This window comes from Lewinella sp. IMCC34183, from assembly GCF_003390915.1.
In the GTDB taxonomy this organism is placed as follows: domain Bacteria; phylum Bacteroidota; class Bacteroidia; order Chitinophagales; family Saprospiraceae; genus Neolewinella.
The window spans coordinates 83,297-108,159 of sequence record NZ_QMEM01000004.1; the positions used below are offsets into that span (position 1 = coordinate 83,297).

Annotated in this window: 17 protein-coding genes; 10 read left to right on the forward strand and 7 right to left on the reverse strand. The window is 58.1% G+C overall.

Features of this window, described 5'->3' with window-relative positions:
* Positions 1 to 81: 81 nt before the first annotated feature.
* Positions 82 to 3,555, reverse strand: coding sequence for a DEAD/DEAH box helicase family protein (locus tag DQG19_RS10110; protein WP_116126142.1), 3,474 nt, complete (start codon positions 3,553 to 3,555; stop codon positions 82 to 84).
* A gap of 196 nt (positions 3,556 to 3,751) precedes the next feature.
* On the opposite strand from DQG19_RS10110, the gene DQG19_RS10115 reads away from it, so the two are divergent.
* Positions 3,752 to 5,113 (forward strand): AAA family ATPase, encoded by a 1,362-nt coding sequence (locus DQG19_RS10115; RefSeq protein WP_116126143.1) that lies wholly within the window; start codon positions 3,752 to 3,754, stop codon positions 5,111 to 5,113.
* Complete coding sequence (locus DQG19_RS10120; RefSeq protein ID WP_116126144.1) at positions 5,100 to 5,762, forward strand: RloB family protein; 663 nt, start codon at positions 5,100 to 5,102, stop codon at positions 5,760 to 5,762. The genes DQG19_RS10115 and DQG19_RS10120 overlap by 14 nt, the downstream gene beginning before the upstream one ends.
* A gap of 399 nt (positions 5,763 to 6,161) precedes the next feature.
* On the opposite strand, the gene DQG19_RS10125 is transcribed toward DQG19_RS10120, so the two are convergent.
* Both DQG19_RS10125 and DQG19_RS10130 read right to left on the reverse strand, forming a co-directional pair.
* Positions 6,162 to 7,355: a restriction endonuclease subunit S gene (locus tag DQG19_RS10125; RefSeq protein ID WP_116126145.1), complete on the reverse strand. Its 1,194-nt coding sequence runs from the start codon at positions 7,353 to 7,355 to the stop codon at positions 6,162 to 6,164.
* Positions 7,352 to 8,866, reverse strand: coding sequence for a class I SAM-dependent DNA methyltransferase (locus tag DQG19_RS10130; RefSeq protein WP_116126146.1), 1,515 nt, complete (start codon positions 8,864 to 8,866; stop codon positions 7,352 to 7,354). The genes DQG19_RS10125 and DQG19_RS10130 overlap by 4 nt, the downstream gene beginning before the upstream one ends.
* Before the next feature lie 146 nt (positions 8,867 to 9,012).
* On the opposite strand from DQG19_RS10130, the gene DQG19_RS10135 reads away from it, so the two are divergent.
* From DQG19_RS10135 to DQG19_RS10150, 4 genes are all read left to right on the forward strand, one after another.
* Positions 9,013 to 9,498: a helix-turn-helix domain-containing protein gene (locus DQG19_RS10135; protein ID WP_116126447.1), complete on the forward strand. Its 486-nt coding sequence runs from the start codon at positions 9,013 to 9,015 to the stop codon at positions 9,496 to 9,498.
* 172 nt (positions 9,499 to 9,670) lie between these two features.
* Positions 9,671 to 10,375 (forward strand): hypothetical protein, encoded by a 705-nt coding sequence (locus DQG19_RS10140; RefSeq protein WP_157974435.1) that lies wholly within the window; start codon positions 9,671 to 9,673, stop codon positions 10,373 to 10,375.
* A complete protein-coding gene (locus DQG19_RS10145; RefSeq protein ID WP_116126148.1) occupies positions 10,365 to 10,850 on the forward strand; it encodes a type II toxin-antitoxin system VapC family toxin in 486 nt (161 codons plus the stop codon). The genes DQG19_RS10140 and DQG19_RS10145 overlap by 11 nt, the downstream gene beginning before the upstream one ends.
* Positions 10,851 to 10,921: 71 nt before the next feature.
* Complete coding sequence (locus DQG19_RS10150) at positions 10,922 to 12,229, forward strand: MATE family efflux transporter (protein ID WP_157974436.1); 1,308 nt, start codon at positions 10,922 to 10,924, stop codon at positions 12,227 to 12,229.
* Positions 12,230 to 12,394: 165 nt separating this feature from the next.
* Here the strand turns inward: DQG19_RS10150 and DQG19_RS10155 are convergent, their stop codons facing one another.
* Both DQG19_RS10155 and DQG19_RS10160 read right to left on the reverse strand, forming a co-directional pair.
* Positions 12,395 to 13,303, reverse strand: coding sequence for a helix-turn-helix domain-containing protein (locus tag DQG19_RS10155; RefSeq protein WP_116126150.1), 909 nt, complete (start codon positions 13,301 to 13,303; stop codon positions 12,395 to 12,397).
* Entirely contained in the window at positions 13,290 to 14,273 is a 984-nt protein-coding gene (locus DQG19_RS10160) for an NADP-dependent oxidoreductase (protein WP_116126151.1), read from the reverse strand. The genes DQG19_RS10155 and DQG19_RS10160 overlap by 14 nt, the downstream gene beginning before the upstream one ends.
* Positions 14,274 to 14,894: 621 nt before the next feature.
* Between DQG19_RS10160 and DQG19_RS10165 the strand changes: the two genes are divergently transcribed.
* The gene (locus tag DQG19_RS10165; RefSeq protein ID WP_116126152.1) at positions 14,895 to 18,020 is read left to right on the forward strand and encodes an Ig-like domain-containing protein; all 3,126 of its coding nucleotides are present in this window, start codon (positions 14,895 to 14,897) and stop codon (positions 18,018 to 18,020) included.
* A 129-nt stretch (positions 18,021 to 18,149) separates the two neighbouring features.
* On the opposite strand, the gene DQG19_RS10170 is transcribed toward DQG19_RS10165, so the two are convergent.
* Positions 18,150 to 18,521 (reverse strand): hypothetical protein, encoded by a 372-nt coding sequence (locus DQG19_RS10170; RefSeq protein WP_116126153.1) that lies wholly within the window; start codon positions 18,519 to 18,521, stop codon positions 18,150 to 18,152.
* 62 nt (positions 18,522 to 18,583) lie between these two features.
* On the opposite strand from DQG19_RS10170, the gene DQG19_RS10175 reads away from it, so the two are divergent.
* On the forward strand, positions 18,584 to 18,931 hold the full coding sequence (locus tag DQG19_RS10175; protein WP_116126154.1) for a DoxX family protein: 348 nt from the start codon (positions 18,584 to 18,586) through the stop codon (positions 18,929 to 18,931).
* On the opposite strand, the gene DQG19_RS10180 is transcribed toward DQG19_RS10175, so the two are convergent.
* A complete protein-coding gene (locus DQG19_RS10180) occupies positions 18,926 to 19,303 on the reverse strand; it encodes a DoxX family protein (RefSeq protein ID WP_116126155.1) in 378 nt (125 codons plus the stop codon). The two genes, DQG19_RS10175 and DQG19_RS10180, sit on opposite strands and share 6 nt — an antisense overlap.
* A gap of 659 nt (positions 19,304 to 19,962) precedes the next feature.
* Between DQG19_RS10180 and DQG19_RS10185 the strand changes: the two genes are divergently transcribed.
* Both DQG19_RS10185 and DQG19_RS10190 read left to right on the forward strand, forming a co-directional pair.
* The gene (locus DQG19_RS10185) at positions 19,963 to 23,085 is read left to right on the forward strand and encodes a SusC/RagA family TonB-linked outer membrane protein (RefSeq protein ID WP_116126156.1); all 3,123 of its coding nucleotides are present in this window, start codon (positions 19,963 to 19,965) and stop codon (positions 23,083 to 23,085) included.
* A 12-nt stretch (positions 23,086 to 23,097) separates the two neighbouring features.
* Complete coding sequence (locus DQG19_RS10190) at positions 23,098 to 24,759, forward strand: RagB/SusD family nutrient uptake outer membrane protein (RefSeq protein ID WP_116126157.1); 1,662 nt, start codon at positions 23,098 to 23,100, stop codon at positions 24,757 to 24,759.
* Positions 24,760 to 24,863 lie beyond the last annotated feature (104 nt).

Genomic DNA, 24,863 nt, shown 5'->3' on the forward strand with positions numbered 1-24,863 from the left:
TTGAGTGGTTATTGAATGACCCAAAGCTAGGTCCTCCTATTCACCCCTTTACAATACGCTTCTTTTAGCCTCGATGCTTTCTCACCCCACATTCCCATTAACCTCCCGCAAGATCCCCACGATCCGCCGGCTGGCCGCGTCATCGAACAGGCCGAATACGCCCTGATCGTGCTGGTCCGTAAAGGGCGCTTCAAAGAGCATGGACGGCTCGATCGTCCCGTTCTGCGTGAGGTAGCGGATGATATTGTCGATGAACGTCATCTGATCCGCCTGCAACGGCGCGGTGCGGAGGAAGTCGGCAAAGGCGGCGCGGGCGGCGGCTTCGTCCAGACCGAGTAAACTGCGAACGAACTTGCCCAGCGGCTGCTCGCCGTAGGCGGCCGCAAAATCTTCCCGCGTACCGCACTCGCCGCCGTCAAAGAGGAGGTCCTCCAGGGCCGTCAGCTCCGCGGGGGTGATGGGCTGATTGGTAGACAGTTTGCGTATGGTAACGTGGTGGCGGTTCTCGCGGAGGAAGGATTCGACGCGTTTGCGGTACAGCGCCCCCGCCGGTCGACTGGCTACCGGATCCTGGAGACTGGTCGTATGCACCGTATCCTCAAAGTCCGTGTAGGCGATCGCCTGCTTCTGATGCTCGAGGTACTGCAAGAGCTCCCGTATCTCCGTCCGGATCTCCTCGAGTTTGCGCTGCGTTAGGTCGCGGTAGAAGTCGGGGTCCTGCAAGCGGCCGATCAGCTCGGCGCGCTCCGCCACCTCCGGCACCCCGAACTTCTTTCCCAGCTCGTTGGCGGTCTCCACCAGTTTGTTCTCCAGCCGCTCGACGTCGCGGTTGAGCTGCAAGGCGCGGGCGATCTGCATCTTCAGCATCATTAGGTCGAAGCGGCGGGCCGATTCGTGCACGGCCTCCGGCTCGGGCAGCGCCGAGAGGTATTCGTTGATGCGGTGGATGTCGTCGTTGCTCAGGTTATTCCAGCGGTCGCGCTCCTGAAAGGCATCGACGTGCTCCCGTTGCATCGCTACCCGAAAGCGTTGCATCTGGGCCACGCCCGCCAGGTGATGCACTTCGCCGTGCAGTCCGTCCAGCAACTCGGCCGCCAGCGCGCGGTCGTCGGCGTCCCCCGTCTGCAACAGCAATTGACTCAGTTGCAGCCGCGACTCGAAGATTTGCTGGGTGATCGCCTTGTGACCGGCCGCATCCTTACCGTTCTTATTGACGTCGAAGAACTCGAAGTTCTGGCACACGTCAAAGATGCGGAAGACCTCCTTCGGCCGGTCCGGCCCGAAGGCGTCCGGGCACAGCCGCGTGCCCCGACCGATCATCTGCCAGAACTTGGCGTACGACCGCACCACCTTGAAGAAAACCAGGTTCAGTACCCGCGGCGCGTCCACGCCGGTGTCCATCATATCGACCGAGACGGCCACCTGGGGGTCGCGCTCGACGTGCTTGTCGCAGAAGCTCTTGATCAGGGCGGGCGCGTGACTCACCCCATTGTGCACCGTGGCGACGAAGCCCGACGGCAACTCCGGGTACCGCTCGCGGAAGCAGGTCGTGATGAACTCCGCGTGCCGCTTATTTACCGCGAAAATGATGGTGCGGCCCAGTTTGTCCCCGCCTTCGATGTGCAGGCCGTGGGCCATCAGCTCGTCGATCACCTTGTAGGCGGTATCCTTATTGAACAGCCACTTATTCATGGCGTTGGCGGCGATCTCCTCCGGAAAGAGCCCGGTGGTATCGTCGCGGAACTCCTCCTCGTAGCGCGCCTTCTCCCGCTCGTTCAGTTCGGCGTAGCGGATGCCCTCGCGCAGGAACTGGGTAGACACATCGTAGTTCTCGTAGCCCTTCAGGTACACCGGCACGGCGGCCTCCAGCGGGTACTCGAAGGTGGGGTCGTCGTCGGAGCAGCCGAAAAGCTCGTAGGTATTATGGTCGATGGCCGACTTCGGCGTAGCTGTCAGGGCCACCACCAGGGCGTCGAAGTACTCGAAGATTGCTCGGTAGCGGTTGTAGACGCTGCGGTGCGCCTCGTCCACGATGATCAGGTCGAAGTGACCGACGCCGTAGAAGCGGGTATCCTCCTCCCGCAGCCCGTCGATCTTGTTCATCATCGTCGGGTAGGTACTGAAGACCAGGCGGGTGTCTTCGTTCTCTTTCGCCTGGGTCAGGTCTACGGCACTGTAGTCGGGCAGGTGCTCCGCAAAGCTTTCCTTGGCCTGGGTCACCAGCGCGTTGCGGTCGGCGAGGAAGAGCACACGCTTGACCCAGCCGTGCTCGGCCAGTAGTTTCACCAGGGCGGCAGCTGTGCGGGTCTTGCCGCTGCCCGTGGCCATCACGAGCAGGGCACTGCGCTTGTTGCCGCGAAGACTTTGCACCTGACTTACATCAGGGGCCCCTCCCCCTGATGACGTAGCCAAAAATTGCTCACTCACCCGCCGGATCGCCTCCTGCTGGTAGGCACGCCCGGCGATCTCGGCATCGGGGGCCGCCTGCCGGATGTCGCGGCGCAGTTCCCGCTGGCGGATCATCCACTGCAGCTCCGACTGGCTGTAAAAGCCGTACACCCGTCGCGGTTGCCCGTAGAAGGTGTCGTCCCACAGCATGGTGCGGTAGCCGTTGGTGTAGAAGATGATGGGTCGCCGCCCCGTCTGCTGCTCCAGCGCGTCGGCGTAGAGCCGGGCCTGGTACTCGCCGGCCTCGGAATCCTTGCTGGTGCGTTTGGCCTCGATGAGGGCGAGCGGCAGCCCATCGGTATCCCACAGCACGTAGTCCACGTAGCCGTTGCCCTTGGGATTACTCGTCGACACCGGCATGCCCTGCACCGGAAACTCCAGTTCGTAACCTTTCCGGAGATCGTCCCAGCCCGCCTCCCGCAGCGCCGCGTCGATGAGGTGACCCCGGGTTTCCGCCTCGTTGAACTCGGTGGCTACCGGTACGCTGCGGCCTTCCTTGCGGTGGTGGATCTTGGCACGTTGGGCGTCCTGCTGGTGCCGCAGGGCGGTCAGGTCGCGCTCGTTGCGCTGGGCGAGTTCCAGGGCCGCGTCGCGCTCCGCCTGCAGGTCGCGCAGGCGCTGCTCCAGGTCCAGCCCCATGCCGACCGCCTCCGAAAGTTGCTTGCGCAGGGCGCGGGCGGGCCCTTCCTTCGGGAGTTGTCCTTCATCGAAATGCCCCGGCAGCACGGGCTCCGCAGCGCTGTACTTTCCGGCCAGCCACTTGAGGAAGGGGAAGAGGTACTTCAGCCCGACGATCGCCTCCCGGTTGCTGACGCGCCGGCCGTAGTGGGCAGCGTGGTTGCCGTACTTCCGCACGATGTGCAGCCCCTCGGTGAGGGCATCTGGCAGCAGCCGTTCCAACTCGGGCTCGATCAGCAGGCTGTTCAGGCCGGTATTGTACGGTAGCTCCAGCACCTCCATTCGGTACAGCTCGTGGATCGCCTGCTCCAGCGCCAGCCGGCAGTAGCTCAGGCTGCTCACCGGTTCGGGGTGGGCGCGTAGTTCCGCGCGGCGGGCTTTATTATAAAGATCCGGCCACTCGGATTTCAGGAAGGTGAAGTTGCTCACTACTAAGGGATGCGTACTGCTCAAATATAGGAACGGCGGAGTTAGGGGCGGCGGGGCGCGGGTGCAGGGGGACCCTGTTCACGAATAATCGTAGCAATCAGTTACGATCTCGATTGAGTATGTTCTCTGTTCCGATTTAAGAACCGCCGGCACCATTACCCTACACTACCGTATCTTAGCGTGAAATTTTCACGCCATGCTCATCCGGCTAATTATTGATAATTTTCTTTCGTTCGGGGAGGAGCGGGAGTTTAATATGTTACCCAACGAGCGGTACCGCAAACTTGAACACCATACTTACCCCGTCGGCAATCAATCCGTTCTGAAACTTGCCGCGATCTACGGAGCTAACGCTGCGGGAAAATCCAATCTAGTCAAGGCGTTGAGTTTTCTTTCCTACCTGACATACAACGAAAGTATCCCCGCCCGCCCGGGCGGATGGCATTTTAAACTCGACGAAGAGGGCCGTCACCGCCCTACCACTTTGGCCATTGAATTTCAGGCGGAAACCAATGCCTTCATCTACGCAATACAAGTTGTCAACGGTACGCTGACCGCGGAAGAGCTGTACGTATCAAGTCTAGGAGATGGTGAGGATCGGTTAATATTCGAACGTAGCGTGGTCGACGGCCGCGTTAGTATCCGCTTTGGTGAAGCCTTTTACCAAGATGATAAGAATCGGGTACTCCAGGACTTACTTGAAAACAACTTACTCGTACCGGACAAACCCGCACTCCGCTATTTGACGACACTCAAGGTGGCGCGGCTACCCGAACTGCAGGAAGCCGCTGACTGGCTGTTGCAGGGACTAAAGGTGATTGCTCCGGATGACCCGGCAAGGGCCATGGCTTACTTCTTAAGCCGCGATCCAGCCATGTACCGCTACGCCGACCAAATGATAAAGGCATACAACCTTGGTATCGATGGAATCCACCTTGCCAGAACACCCTTAAAGGAATTTTTCGGCCGCGATGCCACTCAGCAAATAGATGAGATAAAGGAACACTTGGCAAAAGCCGGTACCGGAATCATCACCCTCTCCAATGAAGGCGGCAACGAATACACCATCGTGGAAGAGAGCGACGAAATCTTTGTTCAGCATCTCCTAACCAAACACGCTACAGCGGCGGGAAAAGAGCGTCTATTCACCCTCGATCAGGAATCCGACGGCTCGCGCCGTCTGGTGCACCTAATCCCTATTTTCCAGGAGGTGGTGCAAAAGCCAGTCGTGTATTTTATCGATGAGATTGAGCGCAGCTTACATCCAGCCATCATTAAGGAACTCATCGCTAAGTTCAGCGAGGATCCGAAAACGCAAGGCCAACTAATATTTACTACCCACGAGTCAAACCTGCTTGACCAATCGATTCTGCGGCGCGACGAGATCTGGTTTGCGGAAAAAAATTCCCTAGGTAGTACCGATCTATACTCATTAAGCAAATTTCGGGAGCACCACACCATGGACATCCAGCGGGGCTACCTGAACGGCCGTTATGGAGCTATTCCCTTTACTGGCAACCTGGAAGAACTGAATTGGCACGAGTATGATCCTGTCTAGAAATCGTGCCTACAAGCGTGAGCCGCCTTCTGAGGACGCCACGAAATTGGTCATCGTTTGCGAAGGCATCCGCCGTGAGGGCGACTATTTCAGCTACTTCGCGGAAATGGATTCCCGGGTGCAGATCGAGGTGGTACGGCCTTCACCCGATGGCGATAATTCTCCCGAAGGCCTGTTTCATCACTTTCAGCGGTTGATCACCTCGCATCCGGAAAACGGTAGCGCGGAGCTGGAGCTACGGGAAGGCGACCAGGTCTGGTTCGTCATCGATACCGATCGCTGGGCGGACAAGATCGACCGCTTACGCGAGTTGATTGCTGAGCATTCAGATTATTTCGTTGTACAGAGTAATCCCTGCTTCGAGGTATGGCTAGCCTACCACTTCCACTCCGAGCGCCCATCGTTTATAGGCTGTGACTACAGCCAAAACTGGAAGCCTCATCTGAACGAGATCGTACCCGGAGGTTTCGACTCCAGAACTCATCCCATCCACCTATCGGAGGCCATGCAAAACGCCGAACACAGTTTTGAACGGGATGACGCCGGAAGCCCAGCAGTGGGTTGCACCGAAGTCTTTCTACTCGGCCAGCGCATCTACGAATTACTTGGCCTCAAACTGGATTCAAAGCGCCGGAAGCTTGGATTGTAAGCTTTTTTCCCCTGCACTATTGTTCCGTTACAAACAGTAGCTAACCTGGTCCTTAGCCCCCTTCTAACATATTCATTTGTGAATTCATTCACTGAATAACATAGCGAACGGTGAAGTTCTAAATATCAACTGCCGCCTTCCACGTTCGACCCATTCGATCCGCAACCGGAACTGCTGACGCCTTCCCACCAACGCTAATATCGTTGCGCTGATTGATATATTATCGTCACGCTCTTGGTCGGACTTTCTGCTGCTGGTTTAGGGCAATGCAGCAGCCACGTAGACTACAGCCCCGTTGCGACCGCCGGCAGGCTTTCCCCAATGACCATACTCCCCCACCGTTGTACACAGCGTATCGTCAGCCCCCTTATCCCCTTATCCCCTTATCCCCTTATCCCCTTATCCCCTTATCCCCTTATCCCCTTCCCCAAACAGCTCCCCCCGAAATGCCCGCTGCAGCAACGCATTGAACAGGTCGTCCGCCTCGGCGAGGGCGGCTTCGGCTTTGGCTTTTAGGGCTTCTATTTTTTGGATGCGGTTGGCGAATTGATCTTGGGAAGCTATCGGGGGGAGAGGTATTTCAAATCTTTTGATTTTTGCTATTGTGTATCTTTTGATGGCAGCCCCAGACATATATTTATCTTGTAGGCTCATCTGCATATTTAGATTATTTAGTAGAGCCACAAGGTAATTCCCATTTAATTTGTCTTTATTTAATTTAATTAAAGCCACGCTTGACAGCAAACTAATGGACTCTTCGAAGGTATTTATGCAAGCAATCCCGGTCGTCGCTCCATCTTTAATGTAAAGAACATCTCCCTTTACGGGACAGCATCTTTTAATTATTTCTCGATGTGCTTCTTCCGAAATGAACGATGGTTTTGCCTTGAAATCAAGACCGTGCAGTTTGATATGTTTTGCCGTAACATATGGTCGACCGAATTCTTTTGGTTCAGGTGAATGATGCGTACCATCCGTAATTTGCTCCGAAGCGCTCAATAATTTGCACACTGGAAAATTCTTGTTGTTTCCAACAGGATCCCCAAACATCTCCAAAAACAAGCTCTCCCCCAACTGCCCGTAGGCCGCGATCTCCTCCCGCAGCAGCTGCCGCTGCCGGTCGGCCAGGTCCAGGGCGGCGGCAATGCGGCGCTGGGTGGGGAGGGGGGGGAGGACAAACCGTAGTCCTTTTAGATGCTCTATCTTTATACCTTGTACTGTTGCACCAGTGGCGACGCTATTGAAATAATCTTCGTTAGCTTTAAATAAATAGAACAAGAATTTTTTGTCTAGCTCCTTCGAAGTATAGACTGCCTTGAGATCTTGATTAATCGCAGTATCAATAGCGGTAATTACTGCTTTGCCGACAGCCATTCTAGTGCAAACGACAACAGTTCCCGCCTTAATTAAGGACGATGGGCAGTTCGCTAGACCTTCCTCTGTAATAGAGTCGACTGTGCTAGTGAGTAAATCTTCTTTTAAATCTTTGACGCTTGCCCAGGGTATGCTGCCATTCCAATATTTTAAATTCTTTTTGCTGGGTGTACCCCCACCAGCCAATGTGATGTAGTCACCTAATTTCACTTCCCTCATCCCAACATATTTTCCAGCTCCTCCAATCCCTCGAACCGCTCCTGCTCCAGCGCCTTGATGCGCGCGATGATGGAGGCCGGAGGGTCGTAATCGACTTCCTCGTACACGATCTCCTTGTAGCGGTTGATGCTCAGGTCGTAGTCCTGTCCTACTATCTCAGCCTTAGGGACGAAGAAGCTCTGGTCCGTCCGCTTGCGGTCGGACTCAGCGGCGCGGTCGTGGAAGCGGGCTACGATGTCGGGGATGTCGTTTTCGGCCACCGGGGCGCGCTTGTCGTCGAGGCTGTAGCCGTCGGCCTGCATATCGTAGAACCAGACCCGGTCGGTACCGCCGGTGCCCGTCTTGGTGAAGAACAGGATGGCCGTACTCACCCCCGCGTAGGGCTTGAAGACCCCGCCGGGCATGGACACCACGGCCTCCAGCTTGTGCTTCTCGATGATCTCCTTGCGGATCGTCTTGTGGGCCTTGGAACTGCCGAAGAGTACGCCGTCCGGCACGATCACGGCCGCGCGGCCCCCGGTGGTGAGCATCCGCAGCATAAGGGAGAGGAAGAGCAGTTCGGTCTTTTTGGTTTTGGCCGTCTGCAGCAGGCCGGGCTCTACGGCGTCGTAGTCCAGGCTTCCCTTGAAGGGTGGGTTGGCGAGGATGAGCGAGTACTGGCCCCGCAGTTCGGCGTTGGCGTTGCTGAGGCTGTCGCGGTTGAAGAGGTTGGGGTCGTCGATGCCGTGCAGTTGCAGGTTCATGGCCGCGATGCGCAGCATGCTGGGGTCGTTCTCCACCCCGGTGAACATAGTCCGGTTGTAGTGTTCGCGGAAGGCGCGGTCGTTGAACCAGTCCTTGTGCCGCTCGTGCATATACTCTCCCGCACTCACCAGAAATCCGGCCGTGCCGCAGGCGGGGTCGCAGATGGTGTCCTGCCGGGTGGGGCGGGTCATGTCCACCATCATGCGGATGATGTGGCGGGGCGTCCGGAACTGCCCGTTGCGGCCGGCGCTGGCGATCTTGGACAGCATGTACTCGTAGAGGTCGCCCTTCGTGTCGCGGTCGGCCATCTCGATGTTGTTGATGTCCCGCACGACCTGGTCCAGCAGCCGCGGCTTGTCGATCATGAAGGTGGCCCCCTTCATGTATTCGGTGAAGACGCCGCCGGCCTTGCCGACGGTCTTCATCTTATCGAAGGCGGTGAGCAGCCGCGGGGTTTCCTTCGCGGCGATCTCTTCCGGGGTACGCACGTCCACGCCGCGAGTGAAGACCTCGTGCAGCGACTTCGGGTCCAGCTCCACGAAGCGGCTCCAGCGGAGGAGCTGCTCCTGCGGTCCGTAGACGGGATCCTCCACCGCCCCGCCGAGCAGGTTGGCCTTGCGCTCCGCGGCGATTTGCTGTTCGTCCAGCCGCCGCAGAAACAGCAGGTAGGTAAACTGCTCGATGACGGTGAGGGCGTTGGTGAGTCCGCCGTTGGCGAAGTGGTTCCAGATGGCGTCGACCTGGGATTTTAGGGCTCCGGTAATCATGGACGGCAAGGTAGGGAACCGGGAGGGTTTGCTGTTGGAGGAAGGCCCGGCACCTGCGCGCCGCCGCAAGCGTTTCGATTATTTTGCCTGTTTCGTTTATTTCGATTAAATTTGTCTTGCCTTTTGAGATGTCAGCGAATACCACCATGCCAGTTACTAACACAAACCACGCCAAACACGATTCCTTCACCAAGCCGTCCAAGCAAGATCAAGAACTAGCCCTCACCTCCTACGATGCCCTGACCGAGGCGCTGAAGCACCTGCGTACCGAGGCGCCGGAAATCGAGATCGAAGAGACCGGCGAACGCATTACCGTCCCGCGACAGGCGCTCGAGCTACTGCGCGACGTGCTCAAGTCGCTTGGTCAGGGGAAAGCCGTTTCCGTCTACCCCATCGCCGCGGAAATGACTACACAGGCGGCGGCGGACCTGCTGAACTGCTCCCGCCCCCACCTCGTAAAGTTGTTGGAGGAGGGAAAGATCCCCTTTACCAAAGTGGGTAAGCACCGCCGCATCAAGTTCGAGGACGTACACGCGTACCGGCAGCAGATGAAGGCGGAGCAGAAGCGGCTTTTGATCGAGATGATGCGGGCGGATAGTGAATATGCCAGGGCAGGAAAAGCAGCGGAATAGGTGGCAGACAAGCAAATATTACGCGCTACGATGCCGGCGTTTTAGTGCTGTGGCGACAACCATATCGGGCTCCAAATCGTATCTTTAATCGGCCATGGGAGCGGAATCCAGCATACAGATAAAAATAACCGGTCAGCGGGACGGAGAACCCTTGAAGCCTAGCAACGTGGGCGTGGATTACCTGATCCGCGCGCTCAAACTGGCTAAGGAACTGGTAGCTGACGTAGCTCCGGACGCGGGAAGCTTAAATATCCTCATAGAAGAGGGAAGCTTGCTGTTGCGCAACGCCTACACCGAGGCACCGGAGGATTACCTGACCCAGCGATTGATTGCCTTCGGTGGAAACTATCGGCTCGCTGCGGTAGGGGAACACGCGGCCGAAGCACTCCAGGGACTGCGGCAATTGGCGGCCAGCCACGGCGATACCGTCTCGATCCTGAACGGTAGTCTTGAATTGACTAGCCTTACTTCCGAAACCGAATTTGTCGTCGATGAGCGGCAGTGGACTCAGGCGGAATTGTACGTTCGCGGGTTTGTCACGAACGTAGGAGGAAAGCAGAACCCGAACATCCATTTGGACGTGAATGACGACCGATTCGGAAAATTGATCGTGGCGGCTACCCGCGAGCAAATCGCCAAGGATCAGACCAACCGTTTGTACAAACCGCTCACGTTGCGGATTAGCATTCTCCAGGACCGTGGAACCGGTAACTACGACCCGGGGTCGGCGAAGCTGATTGATTACGTGGAAACCGGGCAAGCAGACGATAATGTGTCCGGATATTTGGACCAGCTAATCGAGCGGGCAGCGGCCAGTTGGAAACAGGTCACCGACAAAGATTCCTGGCTGCGCGACATCAGGGGGTATGGAGGTTAGCAAAATTCTTCTCGATACCAGTTTTTTAATTCGAGTGCTGGATCCGAACGATCCGGATCACGCTAATTTCCGGAGGTACCTAGAATTCTTTCTAAGGAAAAGCGATATCATCTACTTGTCGACGATCGTGGCGGCAGAGTACGGTGTAATGGATTCCATCCATCACCTGCCTCTAGCCTTGTCTAAAATTCGCATTTTGCCGTTTAATCTGGATCACGCCACTAAGGCGTCGGAGTTTGGTCGCGCGAGCTACGATGCCCGCCGAAAAGGTGTGGTACAGGTAGGTAAACGCGTAATTATCCCCAACGATACTAAGTTATTGGCACAGGCAGAGGTCGAGAGGGTAAACCTCTTCATCGGCAGAGACGATAACTGCCAGGCGGTGCATCGATTTCTCAAAACGTCGGAATTGGTGAACTTTGAGTATCAGGATGCTCGTATTCCATTCAATGAGTTTACCGGGGAGCTTTTCTGACTAGCTTATCCCGTTAAATTTGCAAGACCAGCAATGATCAACGGTTGCGGAACACCAAGCTAAGTTACAACTTGTGGGATTGGAAGCTATTAGCCACCATCCTCGCCTACCAGATCTTTCCATCCCTGTACCTCTCTTACCGGATGTACCTCGTCGGGAACGGTATCCCGGGCGTGAACGGCCTGGCGATCGTGTCGCAGTGGCAATTCGTGCAGGTGTTGTTCGAAATTCTGCAGGAGAGCCTGGTGCTTCCCATCTTTTACTTCGTGGGGAGTACGCTATTTAGCGGCAACGCAATGCTGACCGCACGCCGGGCGGCTGCTACCCTCCGGCTGATGGCCCTACTGGTCATACCCTTCGCGCTGGCCATCGGCCTCTTCGCCGATCGCTTCGTGGAAGCGATCGATACGCCGGTAGAGATTTTACAGGAAACGATCCGTTACCTCCGCCTGCGCGCCTTGTCGCTGGTGGGACTTGCCCTTGGCCTTGGCGCGGTGATCATGCTCGAAGCACTGCGGGCGCGTGGTGCCCTACTCCGGGTGCTTGTAGTGCGCCTGATCGCCTCGGTGCTGCTGGACAGCTACCTTTTCGGGGATTTCGAGTTTTCCCTTGCGCTCGGTTCGGATGGTGTCGCCCTCTCGAGTTTGCTAGTGGAAACCCTCGCTTTTTCTTTCGCCCTCTTCGAACTCCGCCGTCGTCTGGGCGCTGACCTGTTTGCCGGGTTCTTGAGCCCGCTCCGTGGTGATCTAGCCGTATTTGGACGAGTTGGTGGCTGGGTAGCGGTGGACAGCGCGGTACGTAATGTAGCCTACCTGGCGGTCGTGATCAACCTGATCAACGCCATGGGCACCGGGCCCATCGGCGGGTATTACCTATGCATGTTCCTCTTTTGGACCATTCTTCTTGTACCAATTAAAGCCATTGCAGAAACCGCCAACGTCATGTTTGCCAACCACGCAGCGCATCCGGAGCGTCTGCCCGGTATTCTACGCTATAGCCTGCTCCTCGGCGGAATGGTGCTTCTTGGCTGGGCGGCGGTAGCGGCATTTGCCGGGCCGATCTTGCGCTTTTTCGGCAACGACCCGGTATCCGTGTCTTACGCCACCCGTTGCTTTTATTGGCTGTTAGGACCCTATGCACTGCTGGCGCTCAATACGATCGCGGACAGCCTGTTCCTCGGGCTGGGTAGGACCAAATATCTCGCCTTCCAGTCGCTGATCACCAACGGGACAGTCTACCTAATCGCCTACCTACTCTACTGGACGGGCATCTGGGCACCTGATCTGGATAGCATCCTTCTGGTATTCGGACTGGGCATTGCGGTTGACTCCGTGCTTACGGCCTGGTACGCACGGCGTGTGTTGGTAAGGCCGGATTAAGCGGATGCGCTTGGCGTTGGTTAGGGACTAGATTGGTGGGTTGGTGCATTGGTGCGGTGCCCGCAGGACTGCCGGCAGCATTAGACAGCAAAGGTCATCCGATGCGAGCCGACGGCAGGAGGCCTCATCGGATGACCGGACGGATGCCCGCACGCTTCAGAAAGCCTAATTAAAAGCATCCCTGAACTGTCTGGGCGACATCCTGGTCTTCGCCTTGAATAGCTTGCTGAACGACGGCAAATGCTCGAAGCCCATCTCATAGGCGATCTCGCTCACGGTGAGGTTGGTGGTGGATAAGCGTTCCTTCGCCCGCTCGATCAGCTTCTCGTGGATGTGCTGCTGGGTGTTGCGCCCGGTCAGGGCCCGCAGGAGGCTGCTCAGGTAGCCGGGCGACAGGTGGAGTTGGTCGGCGACGTACTGCACCGAAGGCAGCCCCCGTTCGATCAAATCGTCCCGTTGGAAGTAGTCCTGCAGCAAGTGCTCCAGCCGTTCCAGCACCTCGTGGCCCGACTTTTCCCGCGTAATGAACTGCCGCTGGTAGAACCGGTCGGCGTAGGTCAGCAGGACCTCCAGGTGCGCGCTGATGATCTGCTTGCTGAACTTGTCGGTACGGGCCAGGTACTCCCGCCGGATGTTCTCAATGACCCCGTTGACGACGCTTTCTTCCGGTGGCGAAAGGAACAGGCCGTGGTGCAGGGAGTAATCCCAGAAATCGTAGCGGTGGATGGTGCCGGCCAGGGGCGTGTTCCAGAGAAAGTCCGGGTGGATCAGGATGACCCACCCGGAATTCTTCGCCTCCCCCGCCCCGGCATCGAACGTCTGGGTAAGGACCTGATTGGGCGCCAGGAACGACAGGATGCCCTCGTCAAAGTCGAACGGCTGCTGCCCGTACCGGACGTTTACGTGCTGCATACGCTTGACGGAAATCGTATAAAAGCCCAGTACCAGGCTTTCCGGCTCGTTGCTGTCCGGAACGGGTACCGTGGCCACGTCGATCACGCTGAGGAGGGGATGATGGGGCGGCGGCAGTTTCCGGAACCGGTGAAATGCGCTGATGGTCTCAATCGTCTGCATGAGTAGATGCGTTGTCAACAACCTGTAGCACCAGCTTGCCGCGCACGTGCCAGGACGCGCTCTCGCGGTGGGCTTCGGCTACTTCTTCCAGGGGGAAAACCCGGGCTACGGGCACGTTGACGTTACCCGCGTCAATTAATTCAGCGATTTCTTCCAGCCATTCGCCGCGGGCCTCGTTGCTGTAGGCTTCTCCGGTAGCGTGTTTGGCCGCCAAGGCTTCCATTACTTCCTCGTCGAGGGGGTGATCCAGGTTGGCGGTAACGAAGATGCCACCCTCCCTGAGTACTCGTACCGCCTTCAGCCGTTCGCGGTTGTCGCGCAGCGGCGATACCTCCAGTACCAGGTCGATGTCGTGCAGCAATTCCTCAAACTGCTGGGTCTGGTAGTCGATCACTTCGTCGGCCCCCAGTTGCCGGACGTAGTCCAGACTGCCGCCGGAGGCCATACCGATCACGTAGGCCCCCTTCGCTTTGGCAAACTGTACCGCGAAGCCGCCTACGCCGCCCGATGCACCCTGTACCAGAATGCGCTGACCGGACCGCAATTTCCCGTACTTGAAGACGCCCGTCCAGGCCGTCAGCCCCGCCAGGGGCACCGCGGCCGCTGCGGTGAAGTCGATCGTTGCGGGTTTATGGGCGAAGTGACTGGCCCGGGAGACCAGGTACTCCGCGTAGCTCCCGCCGCCGGGAAATTCGGGCTCTCCGTACACGGCGTCCCCCTTTTTGAAGCCGGTCACGTCGCTACCCACTTCTTCCACCACGCCCGCGGCATCCCAACCCAGCGTCATGGGCAATTTCAGGAAAGGTCGCAGCACGTCGTTGCCGCCCTCCCGGATGGCCCAATCCGTCGGGTTGACGCCACTGGCGTACACCTTTATGAGGAGTTGGTCGGCGGCCGGGGCGGGACGGTCCACCTCATCAATTTTGAGCACTTCGGGTCCGCCAAATTCATGGATTCTTACCGCTTTCATCTTATTCTGTATTGGTTTGTACCGCAAAGTTCCGGCTGCTATCCGCAGCGCGCTTAGGCAAAACCCCGTTTGCTTTAGCCGAAACGGGCGGCATCGTCTGATTACCCATCCAGCGGTGGCTACAGCCGGTAGCTAATCACGGCACCTGCGCCCCGCCGCCCGGAGTAGCGATGTGATACCGCCGGAAACAGGCTGCGTCCGAAAGGGCGGACCGGCCAAAATTTTGAAAATTTCTCATCTAACGGAAGTGACGCTTGGCTAAAGCTTGCCATTGCAACCGTTTGCATCTAATCCGCTCACGATGAGTCGAATCCGTATCTGAATCTCTCAGTATGGAAATAGAGGGCATCGGCACAACTTCTATCCAACAATAGATATACGCGCCAAATAAAGGAGGACAAGTACCCAAAAAAGCATTATAAACTATCGTTTTAGGAGCACATTACTTATCTTCCATCGACCTCACCCGTAAAATGGCAACCGGTTGCAAAATCTGTCGCTCTTTTAGGGGTTACGGATTCGTACCTCCGGATTCGGATGGGGTTGATGCAGGCTGCCCGGGGCAACGGATCGCCTACGGCAGTATGCTTTTTTTCCAAAACCCAAACAGTGTATCCGATCATGCAACACAAGTACCTAAATCCATTTTTATACACCGCGGCGCTCCTGCTGCTAAGTATTCCTGCCCTGTCGCAGCAGCGGTTGATGGAAAAACTCAACCGCGGACTCGTAGCCCTCGAGAGTGACGACGGGGTATTCCTCAGCTGGCGGCGGCTGGCTACCGACCCCGAGGGAATTTCCTACCAGCTGTACCGCAACGATTCGCTCATCACCCCCACTCCCCTCACCGCGGTGACGAACTACCTGGACGCGACCGGGGCCAGCGACCAGTATTACCACCTGGAAGTACTCACCGATGCTGCCGTAAGGGACACCACGGATGCCGTGGTCGTCTGGGGCAACGGCTACAAGGAGATACCGCTGCAAACGCCCGAGGGCTACCAACCGAACGACGCCTCCGTAGCCGACCTCGACGGCGACGGGGACTTCGAGATCGTCGTGAAGTTCGAGCGGGAGAGCCGCGACAACTCCCAGAGCGGCTTCACCGATCCGGTATACCTGCACGCCTACAAGATGAACGGTACGCTGCTGTGGAGCATCGACCTGGGCATCAACATTCGCGCGGGCGCCCACTACACCCAGTTCATGGTGTACGACCTGGACGGCGACGGCCTGGCGGAGGTGGTCTGTAAAACGGCCCCCGGAACCCGCGACGCCACCGGTGAATACCTCAGTGACGGCATAGCCGGTGACGACGACGACGCGGCGGACTACCGCAACGACGAGGGCTACATCCTGGAAGGCCCAGAGTACCTGACCCTTTTCAGCGGTATGACGGGCGAGGAAGTCTCCACGGTTGAATTCAACCCCGTGCGGGGCAATGTCGGCGACTGGGGCGACACCTACGGCAACCGGGTCGACCGCTTCCTGGCCGGCGTGGCCTATTTCGACCGGCTGCCCAGCGTGGTGATGGCACGGGGCTACTACACCCGCTCGGTCCTCACCGCGTGGGACTACGTCGACGGGGAGCTGGTCCAGCGCTGGGTGTTCGACACGGACTCCGGCGGTACGGGCAAGGACGGAAACGCATACAGCCTGTACACGGGCCAGGGGGCGCATAGCCTGAGCGTGGGCGACATCGATCAGGACGGGAAAGACGAGATCATGTACGGTGCCATGGCCGTCGACGACGACGGGGTAGGACTTTATGTAACCGGCAACAACCACGGCGACGCTACCCATCTGGGTGACTTCCTTCCCGACCGGCCCGGTCTGGAGTATTTCATGCCCAGTGAGTCGGCCTTCTCCACCAACCGGGTCACCGGCGAGACCGTCCCGGCCATCTACCTCACGGATGCTTCGGACGGAACGGTTCTCTGGCAAAAGGACGTGACGGAAAAGGCCGACATCGGCCGGGCCATGGTCGCCGACGTTTCGGCTGCCACCAAGGGCGCCGAATTCTGGGCTTCGAGTGGCTTTGGGGTGTACGATGCGGACGGCAATCAGATCGACCGTACGAGCGGACGGCCCTCCATCAACTTCGGCTCCTGGTGGGACGGTGACCTGCAGCGCGAACTGCTTGACCGTACCACCATCACCAAGTGGACGCCCGACACGGAAACCGCCTTGTTATCACCGGAGGGTGTGGAGTCCAACAACGGCACCAAGGCAACCCCTGCCCTGAGCGGCGACATCCTGGGCGACTGGCGGGAAGAAGTGATCTGGAGAACATCCGATAACCAGGCGCTCCGGATCTATTCGACGACCATCCCGACCGACCACAGCCTGTACACCCTGCTACAGGACCCTCAGTACCGGGTGGCCCTGACCTGGCAGAACGTCGGCTACAACCAGCCGCCCCATCCCAGTTTCTACCTGGGCGGAGAGATGGAGGCCCCCCCGATGCCCAACATCGCCATGGCAATGCCAACCGGGGAGCCGTCCATCCAAATTACCAACCCGGTGGTGGGGCAGACAAACAGTCAGGGCAGCACGCTCTACGCGACCGTCAGCATTGACGGATTTGATGACGGCACCATTGTCTACCTGAGTAGCGACGACGTGCTGCTGGCTTCCGATACCGTAGCCCCCTACGTGATGAACCTGGACACCCTCCCCAGCGGCACCTATAGCCTGATCGCGTGGGCGTATACCGCCGACAGCACCCTGGTACAATCCACTGCGGTTTCCTTGACGATAGACCTGGGCGCGCCGAGCATTATGGTGACCTCCCCGGACGCGGGCCGCGTCTTCTCCATTACCGACATGATCACCCTTACCGCCGACGCCACGGACCCGAACGGTACGGTCGAGCAGGTCGCCTTTTACATCGGTGAAAATGAGGTAGCCACCGTGGATAGCCCGCCGTACTCGGCCGAGGTAGACAATCCGGGATACGGCATATACGACGTCTGGGCGGTCGTCACCGACAACGACGGGCTGAAGGACACTTCTGCACTCCGCTCGATCTCCGTAGGTCAGGGCACGATCATCCAGGAGTCTGAAATGGCCTTTTGTGGTTTCCTGAACCTTGGTACCATCGACAGCGATAATGAGGGCTTCACCGGAGACGGCTTCGCCAACACCGAAAATCAAGTGGGAGAGGGCGTTTCCTGGGCGATTACGATCCCCGCCACGGGAGATTACCAGATGCTGTTCCGCTACGCCAGCCAGGGGCAGCGCGACGCGATGATGTCCATCGGCGAAATCGTCACCGACGAGACCGTGACCTTTCCCCCCTCGGAGAGCTGGACCAGCTGGACAACTACGGCGACCAACGTTGTCAACCTTCCCGCCGGAAACTACGAGGTGACCCTCACCGCCACCACGGGCAGTGGCCTGGGCAACATCGACTACTTGCAGGTGCTTTCGTTCAGCGAGGCGGCGGCACAGGGCCTTGACTGCGCCGAGCTCAGCACCTCGACCAGCGCCATCGATGCCGCACGGGAACGCATCAGCGTCTACCCGGTACCAAGCTTCGGCACGGTCAACTTCGAACTGCACAACCCGGATGCCCAGATTACCCGGCTAACACTCTACGGGTACACCGGCCGGCAAGTACTTACCCGGGAATACGCAACGCAGAAGGCCGAACTGGACGTCAGCCGCATGAAGCCCGGCATGTACCTGGCCGAGCTGGAGACCAGCTCCGGCAGAAAGTACACCAAGCGGGTGGTCATCAACTAGGGGTCGGGACGGAGGATTTGTCCAGCCGCATCTACTTCAAGCAGGCCGGGAGGTGACAGATAGTCGCCTTCCGGCTTGCTGTTTTGGGAATTTTCGACTCGGATGTCGGGTACATCCGATGCCAAAAACTTAGCCCAGTAGCGAAGGCTTACGCAGCAACGTCCCTGCGTAGATCATTGCCCCGATCGCCAAAGCCGGCAGCGGTACCTCGCCCAGGATCAGTTCCGCCACCAGAATGGCCCCGACGTAGGAGCAGAAAAGGAAGAACCCCAGGTTGCAGGTCCGCGGGATCCAGTAGAGTACAACCACGGCAATTTCGACAACTCCGATAGGTACGGCGTAGTCGTCCAGCCCCAGATTCCGTAGCAGGACATGTATTTCGTCGTCGGGCAGGAACTTGGTCAGACCCGACCCCAGCACCGCCAGGGAGGGCAGCAGGGAGAGCAGGTAACCAAGGAGGCGGCGGGTGCGGCCAATCCCATTTTCGTGCAGTGGCAACATTGTAGCTAGATTTCTATTAGGTCGGGGGCTAATCGGACATCCAGGCTCCTAAACGTTCTTCGATGGAGTTGCTGACCCTGGCCACCTTTTTCTCCGGTATCTCCTTCCTCTTCTTTGGGGTCAGCTGCCAGACCTCTTCCTATATGGAGCGGGAATTCATCCGCTACGGCTATGCCCGTCAGCGACCGCTTGTCGGGTACCTGCAGATCCTGGGGGGCCTCGGACTTATCCTGGGGTACTACTTCTCGCCGTTGCTGGCCACGGCCGCCGCCGGTGGTCTGGCGCTGATGATGGCTTACGGATTTGGGGTGCGCATGTACATCCGCGACACCCTCATCCAGGCGACCCCCGCCCTGTTTTACGCCGTGCTCAATGCGTACCTGGCGGTGGCTTACGGCAGTGGGCTATAGGGGCGTACCGGGGACGAAGGCAATGATCAGGCACAGCACCAGAAACAGGGCCGCAGGAAAGGACTTGTAAAGCGGGTCGCTGATCTTGAAGTGCATCAGCACCGATCCAGCAAGCATGGCCGCCAGTCCGATCGCGGCGTAAAAACGCAGGCCCGGCACCCAGATCGCCACGATGAGCAGCACGGCGAGTACCACTTTGATGAAGCCAACTACGTAGACTGACCATTCCGGCAGGCCGTATGCCCGAAACTCTTCCGTGATCGTGGTCGCGTTCCCGCCCCGCCATTTGGTGTTCTTCTTCGGCTGCACCAGCCAGACGTTCAGGATGCTGAGGCCGACAATGAGTTGTAAGGCGATGATGAGGTAGTCCATACTAGTGAGTCGTGGGATTAGTGAGATAAGCGGAGACGCTGCGTTGCCCAACACGAGTTTGACCAAACAGTTTTTCCCGTCCGTACCCTGCCCCCCCCTATCGACCTTTCGCTGGCAGGAGAACCTGCCCACCTTGTCCGGTGGGGGTGGGCGTCCTGAAATGGTCACTGCACCTGCGCCCAGGCGAAACAGCGCAAAAAAGGCGATGATTAACTAACCGATAATGTTGGTAAGGGCTTTCTGCAATAGCACATCAAAGACAAGGGCAATTACACTCGCCTTCGTCAGCAAGCTAGTCGGGGGCCGCAACCGGAATGCCATTGCAACCCCTAAAAACGTCGATATACACCGGCACGCTTAGGTATAAGGTTCACTTCACGGGGTACACAAATGTCGTCTTTATGACAATTGCATTAGAAAACACGCAGTGAAGCGAACATAAATAAATTTATGCTTTCATAGCAGAGCCAATATAATTTTATTCTGCATTTAATAATAAATCAATATAAAATATGCCAATATTTGCTATATAGCAAAACTAAACGCACAATAACACCCCGTAGGCAGAACGTAAATCGTGTTTAGACAGAAAAAATAACACATTAAATACGTACATTCGTCCGCTCATTTAGAAACCTAATCAACTAAACCACTCAATAATGAGACGAATTACGCTAGTCCTAGGACTAACGCTCTTTGTTATGGGTATCACCGTGGCGCAACGCACCGTCAGCGGCACGGTAACCGATAGCGAAGGCGAAACCCTGATCGGAGTCAGCATCCTCGTTGACGGCAGTACCACCGGTACCGTAACGGACATCGACGGAAATTACAACTTGTCCGTCGCCGAGGAAAACAACATACTCATCTTCAGCTATACCGGTTTTGCAACCCAGCGGGTGGATATTGACAACCGGTCAACGATTGACATCACGATGGAACCCTCGTCGGAACTGCTCGACGAGGTGATCGTCACCGCTTACGGCATCACCACCAAGGAGGCCTTTTCCGGATCGGCCGACGTAGTGGGCAGCCAAGAACTGGAAACGCGGAACGTCACCTCCCCCATTGCCGCCATTGAGGGTAACGCGACGGGCGTACAGTTCACCTCCGCTTCCGGACAGCCGGGCTCTTCGCCGGGCATCGTTATTCGCGGCGTAGGTACCCTGAACGGTGATACCGATCCCCTCTACATCGTGGACGGTATCCAGTTCGAAGGCCAGCTGACGAGCATCAACCAGGAAGATATCGAGTCGATCACCGTCCTAAAGGATGCGTCCTCCACCTCGCTCTACGGCTCCCGGGCCGCCAACGGCGTGGTACTCATCACCACCAAGCGGGGCTCCGCGGCGGGCACGAAGGTGAGTGCTTCCGTGCAGCACGGCTTCGTATCGCGGGCCATCCCGCTGTACGACGAGGTAACGCCCGGCCAGTACTACGAGACCATGTGGGAAGCCCTCCGCAACTCGGGCGCCGCCGACGGTGATGCCCAGTTTGCCACCGACAACATCTTCACCAACCTGGGGTACAACCCCTTTGACGTACCCAACGACGAGATCGTCGGTACGGACGGCCGCCTCAACCCCGACGCGAACGTCATTTACAAGAGCCTCAACTGGTACGACGTGCTGGAGCAGAACAGCACGCGGACGAACTACAATGTCAACCTGTCCACCGGCGGCGAAGACCACAGCGTCTACTTTTCCTCCTCCTACCTGGAGGAAGGCGGCTACGTCGTGACCACCGAGTTCGATCGCCTGACCAGCCGACTGAACGCCGACTTCGACGCCACCAACTGGCTGACGATGGGCGGTAGCGCCAACGTGACCATCTCCAACTCGCGCGGACCCAGCTCCGCCGGTACGGGAAGCATCGTGAACCCCTTCGGATTCGCGAAGAATATCGGCTCGATCTACCCCGTATACGTGAACGACCGCGACGGCAATCTCGTGCTGGACGAATCCGGTAACCCGATCTTCGACGCGGGCGAGGGCTACTCCCAGTACGGCATCGGCTCGCGGCCCATCAACCAGGGCCGGCACGCCCTGCAGGAACTCCTGCTCAACGACGAGCGGAACCGCAACAACTTCTACGGCTTCCGCTTCTTTGCCGACTTCGAGCTGATGGACGGACTTGCCCTGCGCCTCAACTACGGTCGGGACATCCAGGAAGGTGTCCAGAAAGAGTACGAGAACAACATCATCGGTGACGCGCAGCCTACGGGTCGCTACGGCGAGACGCGCTACAGAAGACAGGTGGAGAACTTCAACCAGCTACTGACCTACAACCGAAGCATCTCGGATGTACACAACATCGACATCACGCTGGGCCACGAAAATTTCGACCGCAACTACAGCCAGAACAACGCGTTGGCCATCGAGCAGACCGCCGAAGGCATTTTTGAATTCGCCAACTTCGCCACCCCCGTCAGTCTCGGAGGCTACACCTCGGTGAAGCGGATCGAGGGCTACTTCGCCCGGGCCAACTACAGTTTCGACAGCAAGTACAATATCAGCCTCTCGGCCCGCCGGGACGGATCCTCCATCTTCAGCCAGAACACGCGCTGGGGTACCTTCTACTCCGTTGGTGGTTCGTGGCAACTGGGGCAGGAGCGCTTCATCGAGAACATTGGCTTCATCGATCGCCTTAAGCTACGCGCCTCCTACGGTGAGGTCGGTAACGACGACCTGGGCGACTACTTCCTGTCGCAGCCGCGGTACAGCATCACCTCGAACGCCGGCAGCCCGGCCATCTGGTGGTCGGACATCGGCAATGCCGCCCTGCAGTGGGAAACGATCGAGAGCTTCGACGTAGCCCTAGAATTCACGCTCTTCAACAGCTTCCTCGACGGATCGCTGGAGTACTACAAGCGCAACTCCTCCGACCTGCTCTACAGCCTGCCCATCGCCCTGAGTAACGGCCACAACTCCGTCCCCTCCAACATCGGGGATATGTACAACGAAGGCGTTGAGCTGGGCCTAACGGCGAACTTCATCGCGAACCGCGATTTCCGGTGGAACATGCGTGTCACGGCCTCTACCTTCAACAACGAGATTACCAGCCTGCCGGATCCCTTCGTGAACGGCTCCAAGCGCTGGGCGGTAGGTCGTTCGCGCTTCGATTTCTTCCTCCTCCATACTGCCGGGGTCGATCCCGCGAACGGCGATCAGTTGTTCTATATGTATGAATTCGACGAGGACGGCAACAGCGTTCCCGTGATGGAAGCCGACGGCACGCAAGCGACCACCAACGACTGGCAGGAGACCGAGCGGGCCTACACCGGCGACAGCTCCATTCCCGACTTCCTGGGATCCGTGTCCAACAACATCGCCTACAAGGGCTTCTCGCTCAATGTCCTGGTCACCTACGGTATCGGAGGCAAGATCCTGGACAACGGCTACTCGGCCATGATGAGCAGCAGCACTTACGGCCCCTCCCTGCACCCCGACATCCTGAACGCCTGGCGGGCGCCCGGCGACGTTACCGACGTACCCCGGCTTGAAAACGGCAATGTCGACCTGGTACGGACCCAGTCCACCCGGTTCCTGACCGATGCCTCCTTCCTGTCCCTCCGGAACGTTAACCTCTCCTACCGCTTTGAAAATGCTTTCGTGGACCGGATCGGTCTGGACAACCTGAAGTTGTCCGTAACGGGAGAAAACCTTCTCCTGCTAACCGAACGTGACGGCCTGGATCCCCAGTACAACCTGGCGGGCACCTCCCCGGGGGATGACTTCAACCCCGCGCGCCTTATCACTTTCGGCCTCAATACTAACTTCTAAAACCATCTATCAATGGTAAACAATATAAAATACGGGTTGATCTTCCTGGCACTGCTTACGGTGTCCTGCAAGGAGGACTACCTCGACACCACTCCGACGGATGCGATCTCCGCAGCCGATGCCCTCGCCACCGAGTCGAACATGGCGCTGATCATCGCCGGTATGCACCGCTCGATGTACTCCCAGTCCCAGACCATCCTACCCGGTGGCTCGGCGGTGGCGAACACCGCCCGCGCCAATGAGCACTACTGGGTACCGCTGGGCGACAACCTCGCCGGTGGCCTCATCCACAGCGCTAACGCCAACAACCTGGGCTGGCGGACCGAGGCTCAGTGGAACTCACATACGGTAGAGACCTCCCAGACCGTGGAGATCCTCTGGTACCACCGCTACAACCTGATCGCGAACGCCAACTCCATCATCAACCGGGTAGCGGCAGGTGACCTGCCTGACACCCCCGAACTGCGAACAATCGTCGGTCAGGCCTACGCCTACCGGGCCTACGCTTACATGTCCCTGGTACAGCACTACGCAAAAGGGTACCTCATCGGTAATCCGTCCAGCGACCCCGGCGTGCCCATCGTCGAGGCGACCGAAGCCCCCTTCACCAGCGGCCCGCGGGCTACCGTGCAGCAGGTCTACGATCAGATCGCCGCCGACCTGACGGCGGCTATTGAGAACTTCGAGGACGCCGCACCCCGCCCCAGCGGCAACGCCGCCGACAAGGCCAACCTGAACATCGACGTGGCCTACGGCCTGCAGGCCCGTATGGCGCTGGCTACGGGCGACTGGGAGCTGGCGGCGGAATCCGCCGTGGCCGCCCGCCAGGACTACGACATCATGGGTGAGGACGACTGGAAAGCCGGTTTCAACTCGACCCTGCTGCCCGAAGTGATCTGGGGCAGCAACGTTATCACCACGGAGACGACCTTCTTCCGTTCTTACTTCTACCTGGCCTCCAACACCTTTAACGGCAGCCAGGTCCGGAACAACCCTAAGATCGCCGACCGGAGACTGATCGATGCCATCCCGGACACCGACTACCGTAAGGACATGTTCCTGATCGATGCGCCCAACTCCAACCTTTCCGCCGCCAACGGCAACGGAGGCTGGGAGAACAATACCAACCCCGAATACGAAACGGAAGAGGAGTTTGACGCGGAGATCGACCGGCTGGCAAGCGTTTGGGGCTGGACGTCCGCGCACAACACCCACCCGTACATGCACGTAAAGCTGCGTCAGCAGTCCCCCGGCACGACCGATCCCGACGACATTATTTACATGCGGGCCTCGGAGATGTACCTCATCGAAGCCGAAGCTCACGCCATGATGGGCAACGTCGAAGCGGCGCAGGAAGCCCTGCGGCCACTGGGCGAAGAGCGCGACAGCGCGTACGACGTCACCGAATTCGACGACCAGGCAAGCCTGATGGAGCACATCAAGTTTCAGCGTGGCGTCGAGCTGTGGGGCGAGGGCTTCCTGTTCCAGGATAAGATCCGTTGGGACGAAGGCATCGACCACTCCGCCAATGGTGGATCGGGCGCTTCCCAAACCCTCTACCAGGACGCGTACATCGTGGAGAAGCCTTCCGTAAATCCGGACTGGGTATTCAAGATTCCGCAGCTGGAACTGGATGCCAATCCCAACCTGGGGCCCGGCGACCAGAATCCCTGATCCCGCCCAACTTCCGCTCATGTCCAGGCGATAAAGACCTGGAACAGGCCAACCGAAAAATCCCGAACACCGACAGCGTTGGTGTTCGGGATTTTTCTTGGTAC

What these genes read in the sequence shown, in the direction of transcription:
- DQG19_RS10135 (WP_116126447.1), top strand. Translation starts at nt 9,013, where the DNA reads ATGCCAGTTACTAACACAAACCACGCCAAACACGATTCCTTCACCAAG.
- DQG19_RS10155 (WP_116126150.1), bottom strand. Translation starts at nt 13,303, where the DNA reads ATGCAGACGATTGAGACCATCAGCGCATTTCACCGGTTCCGGAAACTG.
- DQG19_RS10160 (WP_116126151.1), bottom strand. Translation starts at nt 14,273, where the DNA reads ATGAAAGCGGTAAGAATCCATGAATTTGGCGGACCCGAAGTGCTCAAA.
- DQG19_RS10190 (WP_116126157.1), top strand. Translation starts at nt 23,098, where the DNA reads ATGGTAAACAATATAAAATACGGGTTGATCTTCCTGGCACTGCTTACG.
- DQG19_RS10165 (WP_116126152.1), top strand. Translation starts at nt 14,895, where the DNA reads ATGCAACACAAGTACCTAAATCCATTTTTATACACCGCGGCGCTCCTG.
- DQG19_RS10185 (WP_116126156.1), top strand. Translation starts at nt 19,963, where the DNA reads ATGAGACGAATTACGCTAGTCCTAGGACTAACGCTCTTTGTTATGGGT.
- DQG19_RS10120 (WP_116126144.1), top strand. Translation starts at nt 5,100, where the DNA reads ATGATCCTGTCTAGAAATCGTGCCTACAAGCGTGAGCCGCCTTCTGAG.
- DQG19_RS10175 (WP_116126154.1), top strand. Translation starts at nt 18,584, where the DNA reads ATGGAGTTGCTGACCCTGGCCACCTTTTTCTCCGGTATCTCCTTCCTC.
- DQG19_RS10130 (WP_116126146.1), bottom strand. Translation starts at nt 8,866, where the DNA reads ATGATTACCGGAGCCCTAAAATCCCAGGTCGACGCCATCTGGAACCAC.
- DQG19_RS10115 (WP_116126143.1), top strand. Translation starts at nt 3,752, where the DNA reads ATGCTCATCCGGCTAATTATTGATAATTTTCTTTCGTTCGGGGAGGAG.
- DQG19_RS10145 (WP_116126148.1), top strand. Translation starts at nt 10,365, where the DNA reads ATGGAGGTTAGCAAAATTCTTCTCGATACCAGTTTTTTAATTCGAGTG.
- DQG19_RS10170 (WP_116126153.1), bottom strand. Translation starts at nt 18,521, where the DNA reads ATGTTGCCACTGCACGAAAATGGGATTGGCCGCACCCGCCGCCTCCTT.
- DQG19_RS10180 (WP_116126155.1), bottom strand. Translation starts at nt 19,303, where the DNA reads ATGGACTACCTCATCATCGCCTTACAACTCATTGTCGGCCTCAGCATC.
- DQG19_RS10125 (WP_116126145.1), bottom strand. Translation starts at nt 7,355, where the DNA reads ATGAGGGAAGTGAAATTAGGTGACTACATCACATTGGCTGGTGGGGGT.